This window comes from Ewingella sp. AOP8-B2-18, assembly GCF_052376015.1.
GTDB classification, from domain to species: Bacteria; Pseudomonadota; Gammaproteobacteria; order Enterobacterales; family Enterobacteriaceae; genus Ewingella; species Ewingella allii.
The window spans coordinates 24,505-31,859 of the sequence record NZ_JBQSVB010000018.1; the positions used below are offsets into that span (position 1 = coordinate 24,505).

Consider the following 7,355-nt stretch of genomic DNA (forward strand, 5'->3'; position numbering starts at 1 on the left):
TATAAGGAAATTACTATGAGTGAGAAAACAATAGAACGTCAAGTTATAGACCAGATCTTAGAACTTAAAACAAAAAACGAGAAAGAGTTAGTTGGTAGATTAAAAATTTTAGAAGAGGAAAAGGAATATATGAGAATGGAGTATGAACACATTATAAGTGAATTAAAAGATAAGCTTGAATGTGCTCGGAAAGAAAATGAATGGCTTTTGTCTGATATTTATCATATTCAAAGCATCATTAAAGAGGGTGATCATGACAAGTAATAATAACTGGAATGGAACAACAAGAAAAGATGATGAAATTTCATTAGATGACTCGACTATCACAATATCCTTATCAAAAGAAGATGAAGAGACAGAAAAGAAACAGTCTTTAAGGAAGAGATTTAATATCGAAAATCATTTAGAGAATGCTGCTATGTCAGGAGGTGTTATTGTAATGATCTTAGGTATGATTATCTACCTTCCTGTTATCCTTGTGATGATGACAGGGTTGATGATAAGAGAGTTGATAGACACGGTGAGAGAATGGTGATGCAAGGGGCTGTAAGCCCCTTTGTCTTGCCCGTTCTGTAGCTCTATCCTGTAGAAAATCGACTCAACACATGGTATGTTGGTTAAGTTAAGTCCTTATGTGTGTATCTCATGCTCAAATACAAAAGCTTGAAAGATTTTCTTGATGAACAGAAACAGCAAGAGCTATATAAAAAAAGGCTTGCTGAAAAGCTCTATTACACTGTTAAAAAGGGAACATCAGAAGAGATATTATCAGTTTTCAAGCAGTGTTCTGAAAGTAGTTTAGATTTCAAACAGGTGAAACATGACTACTTACTTGAATACTTTGATACGTTCAGATCTGGATATAACAAACCCTCAATTCTTATCACCCGCCTGATTATCAGTTATCAAAAAAACATTTCCGTAAAAGCTATCCAGTCATTTTATAACAATATTTATTACAGGCATCTTCTGGATGATGAAGAGTTAATAGAGTTAACTTCTCTTATCATTAAAGATTAAATCTGTAAGTAATCCGCTTATCTAAAACACCTTCCGATTATTTGACAATTGGGTTAGTTTTGTTATTTATATTTATATACATAACAAACAAAGGAGATATTTATGGATTACGCACAAAGTAAAGAACTATCTTTACACATTATAAGCTCTATGAATTTGAGCGTTCACTTTAACAAATACGAAGTAGATAACGAAAAAGATTTAGATGGTATTAAATATATAATCGAAAGAAACAAAGCAAACATAAAGATCAGCACAGCAAAAATTAAAGTTGTTGAGCAGGGAAGCTTGTTATTCTTATCAAGTAAAATGAGAGATACGTTAACAGCTACTGATTTATTCATTATTTATACTGATGTTGATGAGAATAATGATGAAGAGATCACAAAAAAACTAAGAGACTTTGCTTTTAGACATAAAGCATTTGTTGTTCAGATAACCAAAAGCAGGGGTGGTTATGATAATAGATAAAATACAGTATTGTGATTATGACTACACGTTAAAAAAGATCAAGCATGGAAACTACTATCACTTTAGGATTTATAAAAAACAATCAAATCATAAAGTAGTTAGAGGAACAGAACCTAAATATTTAGTAAAAAGGGAAGTTGATCTTTTAACAGATAAAAGAGTATATGCCGGAAAAGATAAAGCAAAAATAGAACAGTTCGCAGAGTCAATGAAGGATGAGTTAACAAACATAGTTTTTGACGTGATGAGTAAAACCAATAGCGTTGATACAAAAATAAGCAGAGCAGGAGAATAATATGATATTTTTAACATTGGTTATTATAGTGAATTTATTGATATTCATTAACATAGGGAGTTTTGTTAGCTGGGTTTCAGAGCACAAAATTTATGGAATATGGTATAAAAGAATATTTAAGATCGGTTTTCTTTTCTTGTTCGCTATGTTTATTGCCAGCATTTTAGGAGGTGAAGCAGTTCAGACAGCAGCTAAATCTTTCTTCTTTTATATTGATTGCGTCATTGCGTTTGTCTTGATGACTATAGTTCACGCCTTTTACATCAAACTAAAATCCAAAAAGAACACGTCCAAACCCGCATAAAGCCCCGCAAGGGGTTTTAAAAGCATTCATCTATTCACTTCTTTACATTGAATGCTAAAACCTATCAAAACCCTCAATCAATTGATAAAACCAATTAATCGCTTGATTTTAATTGTTGGTTACGTCATTTTTACCTTGTTTTGAAATTTCTTGTTACAAACACAAATCAGAACAGATAAGGAACACATTATGAAGAAGCAGATTTTAGCAGCAGCGGCTCTTGTGGCTTCGCTGGCGCTCTCAGGTTGTGGTGATGATGGTATCTATGGAACGTATGAAAACGCTCAGTACGGCGCTGTTCTCGACGTTCAAAAGGATGTAATCAAGTTCAGGGGTGAAAGCTTTCCGGTGAAGTCATGGGATGAAACTAAAAAGCCCGTATACATCGCCAGAACTCAACATAGCGTTGTCGGGTCATGGACGTTCAAGCTTGAGAAGACCAAAGACGGCGGCGTTATCTATCAAGGCACAAAGTTTAAAAAGGATTAATCAAAATGGAAAATAAAACTGTTCGCTGTCCTTTTTGTGATCATGAAACTAAGCATGGTTTAGGTGTGTGCTTACCATGTGGCGCGAGCATTACATACGGTAAAGCGCCGTTATGGTTCGGTCAAATTGGAGCTTTATTATCTGTTGTATTAAGCTTTTTAGTTCTGATTTTTTCAGAGAATATGTTTGTTGGTTTAGCTTCTCTTTTTGTATTCTTGATATTAACTATTGTTCTCTCCAAAACCATTTATGCGGATAGAGTTGTATTCACAAGATAACACCCCTCTCTTTAAGCCCCTTCGGGGGCTTTCTGTTTTATAAATAAATTTGATTTATGCTTTTGTCATAGTGTTAACTTTAGGAATAAATAACTAAAGGAAAACATTATGAATAATATACAGCATTTATCAAAACTCATCACAGAAATCAAAAACCCCTCAACAGCATTAAACGCAGCCAGTATTTTAAAAGCAATAGAACTCTTTACGGGGTTTTGCCTTTATCTGGTTTGTGATGCGCTACATACCAAACAAAAAACCTTTCAGATTACGTCCAGTATCTTTGATGGCAATATCATAGCTAACATGCCAAAAAACGAGATAGAGAAGTATAGCAAGGCGGCAGATGCCGCTTACCAGTATGTTCATATCATCAAGCAGAAAGAGGCGTTTACAGACGTTCTATCAGAGCTGTATGAAGAGATCTATCTTACAGGTAAGTGCGGTGATGGTTTAGGCCAGTTCCTGACGCCTGACGATGTGAGCAGTCTAATAACATCTATTGGTATGCGTTCAAGAGCTGATACAGCGAAAATCAATGAAGAATGCTGTGGTGCTGGCTCTATAGTGCTATCGACACTGAAAGAACTACATCAGAAAAATGGAAGCTATCTTAATACAACACTAAATCTGAATGACATAGATCCTCTTATGGTAAAAATGGCAATCATTCAAGTCATAGCTCCAATTGCTTTTAAAGAAAATGTAGATATTAAAGAGATAAATATTTTTAATCACAATACTTTGTTAAATAAAAATAAGCAGGTTTTTAAATACACTTCGGGTTAACTACTCCATTCATCCTTTATTTTAAAATAAAAGTATATATTTATTTGACTATTATTTTAAATATAGTATTTATTATATATAACATAAAACATAGGAGAATAGTTATGAATATAAAATACATTCCAATAAGTTGTGGAAAAAATGAACCGTTAACATTTAATGAAAGTGGTTTTCTTGAGGTGGATGAACTTGATAACATTGAAGTTCAAAAAAATTCTTTTAGTGATATTGAAAAACTTATAACGTTAATAGAAGTAAAGGCATTAATGTTAAGTATTGTTTATCAGGATATAAACGCTCAAGATCTGGATATAACATTATCAACAGAAAGAGGCTATGTATGTGCTGAGTTTTGCGGTGGTGTCTATGAGATTAGCATAAGAACAGACATAGGAGCAGGACGCTACGAAGCTTCTGTAGGTAATGAGCTGGTTATGTTTAACAGATTGGATGATGCGGTTGAAAGCTTCTTTGACTGTATAGAAGAAGCTGTAAAAGAGGTAATAAGAAGAGAGGGGGGAGATAACTAATGAGCAAACTAATAGAAACAACAACAGCACAAAAGATTTTCAAATCCATGATTGATTTAAATCTTGATAAAGATGAAGTCATTTACTTTGAAGAGTTCATAAACTTGCTATATGAGGCGGGGTTATTAAACCCCGATTTTCAGGAGCATCAGGAATTCATAGAAAACAACAGAAACTATTTTATTGAGTTAAAGAGGATTAGAACAGAGGGAAATAAGACTTTTGTAATAAGAAACTATCTAAATGATATGTTCGCAGAGCTAAGAAGGTTAAACAAGGATTTAGGCTATACCTATAAAGAGAAGGTAGAAGAGCTTATCAAGGAGTTTGAAAGCTTCTCAGAGACAGCAAAGTCTCTTGGTGATGGTAAAAGTCTTGTTTATCTTGTAATGCTTGGAACTCAGTCAAAAGGAAAATCACACAAAAAGATTGTGTGTGTGTTTATAAGAGATGATGAAAACAAAGAAATGTTCAATCAATCAATGAACTCTAAAATCATTCTCGCTGAAAAAGTTATCTTCTTTGAAGAAGTAAATACATTTAGAAGACCAAAATACTATTTAAGTGTTCTTGATAAAGCATTCAATATATTCAATGAAACCATGTAATCCCCGCAATGGGGATTTTTTATTGAGTTAAATTAATAATCAAAGATTTATATACCGGATTAATTAAACCGTTTATCTGGTTATTTAAAATAAAAGTATATATTTATTTGACTATTATTTTAAATGTTGTATTAATTATATATAAACAAACAAAAGGAGAAGTAATATGAAAAAAATTAAATACATAGAAATCACTGACGCAGCTATTTTAAAATTCATTTCATTAAATAGTTTAGACGCTTCGGTAAAAATAGAAGACGAAATAAGAAATGTTGCGGATTGGATGTTAAGCAATGAAATGTTTAAAAAAACTGGAAATAAAAAGATCATTGGAAAAATAGTAGACGCCGCTTCTGATTATCATAAAGGTTGCTATTTAATCTATAACTTTGAAAAGTATTATAATATCGAATGTTTTTACACTGTAGATTTTAACGATTATATAAACAGCTAATATCTAACACAGCCCCGCAAGGGGCTATGGTAAGGAGAATATAACATGATTAACTTTTTAATAGGTTTTTTGATAGAAATAAAGGTATTGGTTTTAAAGATAAAGATTGATAAAGCCTCACATGTATTAAGTAGGGCTATGCTTTCAAAAGGGTATAGCAAAGACTTTAATGACAAATGTAAAACAGTAAGAAAAAAGCTTTTGGCTTTCTATGATAAAGATTTAAAACAACCATCCAACTATAGAAACGCTGAATATATGTTAGATGAAGCAATGGTTTTGTGTAATAAGTTTAACTACCTTGTTGAAAAATCACTTATTACAGAACATAAAAGAAATAGTAAAAGCTCAGGATCGTCAACCTCAGACTCATTTTTTGGAAGTGGTGGAGATTGTGATGGTGGCGGCGATTGCGGCGGTGGAGGAGATTAATAATGAATAAAACAGAAAAACCAATCAATATTATAACTTCTTCAATTTTTAATGTGGCGTTCAGTTTAGGGATAACATCATTATTTGAGATAACAAACAATATTCCAACAATGATAGCAATGGGGATTTTAACAGAGATTATGACTTTAATAGCATACAAAGAGGAAATAAAAACACTAATAAAAAATAGAAACCTAAACCGCTTATCGGATAGTTAAAATAAAAGTATATATTTATTTGACTATTATTTTAATATGGTGTAATTAATATATATAACATAAAACAAAAGGAGAATATTATGTCAAAATTAAATAGTGAAGATTTTAACGCAATGAAAGAAGCTGGTTTTATTAATGAATGGAAAAAACCCGGAAGTGATGAAGTTAGATATTACATCAACACTAAAGAGATAATCAATCTATGGTCAGAAGATAAGATTGAATTAGGTTATTCAAGAAGAGAAAGGTCTGAGTTAGAAGCACATAAATGGTGGTATGTTGAGTCTAAAAATGGTGGTTTTGTTTTAAAAACATCTATGAGTTATAACAACACTAAGCATAAATATATATTCCCATCACTTTCAAAAGTATTGATAGAAGCGTCTAAAAGCGATCTTTCTGACTGAATGTTATAGGATGGTATTGAAAGGTTAATAAACATAAAAAAAGGAAAGTATTATGAATAGAACAAACTTTAATGTAATAATGAAAGATATAGTAGCGGAGCGTTTTGATGATGAAAGTGAAGCTTTGACATTTCTTGTCTCTGAAATGAGAGCTAATGGATATTATATTAACCCAAATGATTATTATCTATGTTGTGTTAGAGGTGGTTTAAATATTACTAAACTAGATCGCATTCAAAACTACGGTAAAAGGTTTAAAGCACATCAGATAAAAGAAGAGTTAAAATCAGTTTATGAACACATTAAAGAAAAATGTAAAGAATACTGAATAAAAAGCCCCATAACAGGGGCTTTCTTTTATCGGTTAGGTATGATGGTAATGTAGTCGCTGACAAACTCAATCAGCTTGCTATCGCTGGTAATTAAAGGAAGCTTGTTATGCTTCGCTTGAGCCACGATAAGACGGTCAAACGGGTCTTTGTGTAGCTTCTCCGGCAAATCGGCTACAACAAGCGTATGCTCACTTTTAACAGGTATCTCAATCAAGCCAGCTTCAAACAGACCATCTCTAAACAACGTTGGATTATCAACGTCAAAGGGCTTGTTAAGACTACTTTTAATTACGACTTCCCAAACGCTGGCAGCAGAGAAGAACAGGCGGTTTTCGGTGTCTTCCAACAGCTCTACAACCTCTTGCTTTAAGCGATCAGGACGAAAACCCATGAATATTAAGATATTGGTATCTAAGAGGTAATCCATTACTCATATTTCCCTTCAAACATATCTTGAATTTCATCAGCGTTCATATCATCAAAGTTATCAAGGAAGCTATCAGAAACGCTACCTTTGTTGAGCATGAAACCTAATTTACGCTTAGGCTTCTCTTCTCTGTATGCGATGACTTTTACCAGAGCGTGACCGTTCTTTGCGATCACAACTGGCTCACCAGTCCGGGCGACCTCTTGAACGATCTTGGACAGGTTAGTTTTGGCATCATAGATGTTAACCTTTTCCATAGTATTACCTCGCATTGAACACATTTTAAGCTTACTCCCTGTAG

At 32.9% G+C, this 7,355-nt stretch carries 17 protein-coding genes; 15 read left to right on the plus strand and 2 right to left on the minus strand.

Features of this window, described 5'->3' with window-relative positions; translation table 11 throughout:
* The first annotated feature begins 15 nt into the window (after window positions 1-15).
* The 15 genes from ACT3RR_RS21585 to ACT3RR_RS21655 all read left to right on the plus strand — a co-directional run bounded on the left by ACT3RR_RS21585 (window position 16) and on the right by ACT3RR_RS21655 (window position 6,623).
* Complete coding sequence (locus ACT3RR_RS21585) at window positions 16-264, plus strand: hypothetical protein (protein ID WP_032650696.1); 249 nt, start codon at window positions 16-18, stop codon at window positions 262-264.
* Complete coding sequence (locus ACT3RR_RS21590) at window positions 254-535, plus strand: hypothetical protein (RefSeq protein WP_032650698.1); 282 nt, start codon at window positions 254-256, stop codon at window positions 533-535. Before ACT3RR_RS21585 ends, ACT3RR_RS21590 begins: the two co-directional genes overlap by 11 nt.
* A gap of 110 nt (window positions 536-645) precedes the next feature.
* The gene (locus ACT3RR_RS21595) at window positions 646-1,020 is read left to right on the plus strand and encodes a hypothetical protein (protein ID WP_032650699.1); all 375 of its coding nucleotides are present in this window, start codon (window positions 646-648) and stop codon (window positions 1,018-1,020) included.
* Window positions 1,021-1,122: 102 nt separating this feature from the next.
* Complete coding sequence (locus tag ACT3RR_RS21600) at window positions 1,123-1,491, plus strand: hypothetical protein (RefSeq protein WP_032650702.1); 369 nt, start codon at window positions 1,123-1,125, stop codon at window positions 1,489-1,491.
* The gene (locus ACT3RR_RS21605; protein ID WP_032650704.1) at window positions 1,478-1,786 is read left to right on the plus strand and encodes a hypothetical protein; all 309 of its coding nucleotides are present in this window, start codon (window positions 1,478-1,480) and stop codon (window positions 1,784-1,786) included. The genes ACT3RR_RS21600 and ACT3RR_RS21605 overlap by 14 nt, the downstream gene beginning before the upstream one ends.
* Before the next feature lie 493 nt (window positions 1,787-2,279).
* The gene (locus ACT3RR_RS21610; protein ID WP_032650710.1) at window positions 2,280-2,579 is read left to right on the plus strand and encodes a hypothetical protein; all 300 of its coding nucleotides are present in this window, start codon (window positions 2,280-2,282) and stop codon (window positions 2,577-2,579) included.
* Between the two features lie 5 nt (window positions 2,580-2,584).
* Window positions 2,585-2,857: a hypothetical protein gene (locus ACT3RR_RS21615; protein ID WP_127348268.1), complete on the plus strand. Its 273-nt coding sequence runs from the start codon at window positions 2,585-2,587 to the stop codon at window positions 2,855-2,857.
* A 108-nt stretch (window positions 2,858-2,965) separates the two neighbouring features.
* Window positions 2,966-3,646, plus strand: coding sequence for an N-6 DNA methylase (locus tag ACT3RR_RS21620; RefSeq protein WP_496201096.1), 681 nt, complete (start codon window positions 2,966-2,968; stop codon window positions 3,644-3,646).
* A gap of 104 nt (window positions 3,647-3,750) precedes the next feature.
* Window positions 3,751-4,176 (plus strand): hypothetical protein, encoded by a 426-nt coding sequence (locus tag ACT3RR_RS21625; protein ID WP_048980192.1) that lies wholly within the window; start codon window positions 3,751-3,753, stop codon window positions 4,174-4,176.
* The gene (locus ACT3RR_RS21630) at window positions 4,176-4,784 is read left to right on the plus strand and encodes a hypothetical protein (protein ID WP_219841823.1); all 609 of its coding nucleotides are present in this window, start codon (window positions 4,176-4,178) and stop codon (window positions 4,782-4,784) included. The genes ACT3RR_RS21625 and ACT3RR_RS21630 overlap by 1 nt, the downstream gene beginning before the upstream one ends.
* A 166-nt stretch (window positions 4,785-4,950) precedes the next feature.
* Window positions 4,951-5,238 (plus strand): hypothetical protein, encoded by a 288-nt coding sequence (locus ACT3RR_RS21635; protein WP_032625123.1) that lies wholly within the window; start codon window positions 4,951-4,953, stop codon window positions 5,236-5,238.
* Window positions 5,239-5,283: 45 nt separating this feature from the next.
* The gene (locus ACT3RR_RS21640) at window positions 5,284-5,670 is read left to right on the plus strand and encodes a hypothetical protein (protein WP_032625125.1); all 387 of its coding nucleotides are present in this window, start codon (window positions 5,284-5,286) and stop codon (window positions 5,668-5,670) included.
* Window positions 5,671-5,672: 2 nt separating this feature from the next.
* Complete coding sequence (locus ACT3RR_RS21645; RefSeq protein WP_032625127.1) at window positions 5,673-5,888, plus strand: hypothetical protein; 216 nt, start codon at window positions 5,673-5,675, stop codon at window positions 5,886-5,888.
* 80 nt (window positions 5,889-5,968) lie between these two features.
* Entirely contained in the window at window positions 5,969-6,295 is a 327-nt protein-coding gene (locus ACT3RR_RS21650) for a hypothetical protein (RefSeq protein ID WP_187426992.1), read from the plus strand.
* A 52-nt stretch (window positions 6,296-6,347) separates the two neighbouring features.
* Window positions 6,348-6,623: a hypothetical protein gene (locus tag ACT3RR_RS21655; protein WP_063927384.1), complete on the plus strand. Its 276-nt coding sequence runs from the start codon at window positions 6,348-6,350 to the stop codon at window positions 6,621-6,623.
* Between the two features lie 29 nt (window positions 6,624-6,652).
* On the opposite strand, the gene ACT3RR_RS21660 is transcribed toward ACT3RR_RS21655, so the two are convergent.
* Complete coding sequence (locus tag ACT3RR_RS21660) at window positions 6,653-7,054, minus strand: type II toxin-antitoxin system VapC family toxin (RefSeq protein ID WP_063927383.1); 402 nt, start codon at window positions 7,052-7,054, stop codon at window positions 6,653-6,655.
* Window positions 7,054-7,355, minus strand: a 302-nt coding sequence (locus ACT3RR_RS21665) for a type II toxin-antitoxin system Phd/YefM family antitoxin (RefSeq protein WP_262388033.1), incomplete at its 5' end; no start/stop codon positions are given. The genes ACT3RR_RS21665 and ACT3RR_RS21660, both read right to left, overlap by 1 nt.

Coding starts and splice junctions, on each gene's coding strand:
- ACT3RR_RS21585 (WP_032650696.1), top strand. CDS start 16: ATGAGTGAGAAAACAATAGAACGTCAAGTTATAGACCAGATCTTAGAA.
- ACT3RR_RS21590 (WP_032650698.1), top strand. CDS start 254: ATGACAAGTAATAATAACTGGAATGGAACAACAAGAAAAGATGATGAA.
- ACT3RR_RS21595 (WP_032650699.1), top strand. CDS start 646: ATGCTCAAATACAAAAGCTTGAAAGATTTTCTTGATGAACAGAAACAG.
- ACT3RR_RS21600 (WP_032650702.1), top strand. CDS start 1,123: ATGGATTACGCACAAAGTAAAGAACTATCTTTACACATTATAAGCTCT.
- ACT3RR_RS21605 (WP_032650704.1), top strand. CDS start 1,478: ATGATAATAGATAAAATACAGTATTGTGATTATGACTACACGTTAAAA.
- ACT3RR_RS21610 (WP_032650710.1), top strand. CDS start 2,280: ATGAAGAAGCAGATTTTAGCAGCAGCGGCTCTTGTGGCTTCGCTGGCG.
- ACT3RR_RS21615 (WP_127348268.1), top strand. CDS start 2,585: ATGGAAAATAAAACTGTTCGCTGTCCTTTTTGTGATCATGAAACTAAG.
- ACT3RR_RS21620 (WP_496201096.1), top strand. CDS start 2,966: ATGAATAATATACAGCATTTATCAAAACTCATCACAGAAATCAAAAAC.
- ACT3RR_RS21625 (WP_048980192.1), top strand. CDS start 3,751: ATGAATATAAAATACATTCCAATAAGTTGTGGAAAAAATGAACCGTTA.
- ACT3RR_RS21630 (WP_219841823.1), top strand. CDS start 4,176: ATGAGCAAACTAATAGAAACAACAACAGCACAAAAGATTTTCAAATCC.
- ACT3RR_RS21635 (WP_032625123.1), top strand. CDS start 4,951: ATGAAAAAAATTAAATACATAGAAATCACTGACGCAGCTATTTTAAAA.
- ACT3RR_RS21640 (WP_032625125.1), top strand. CDS start 5,284: ATGATTAACTTTTTAATAGGTTTTTTGATAGAAATAAAGGTATTGGTT.
- ACT3RR_RS21645 (WP_032625127.1), top strand. CDS start 5,673: ATGAATAAAACAGAAAAACCAATCAATATTATAACTTCTTCAATTTTT.
- ACT3RR_RS21650 (WP_187426992.1), top strand. CDS start 5,969: ATGTCAAAATTAAATAGTGAAGATTTTAACGCAATGAAAGAAGCTGGT.
- ACT3RR_RS21655 (WP_063927384.1), top strand. CDS start 6,348: ATGAATAGAACAAACTTTAATGTAATAATGAAAGATATAGTAGCGGAG.
- ACT3RR_RS21660 (WP_063927383.1), bottom strand. CDS start 7,054: ATGGATTACCTCTTAGATACCAATATCTTAATATTCATGGGTTTTCGT.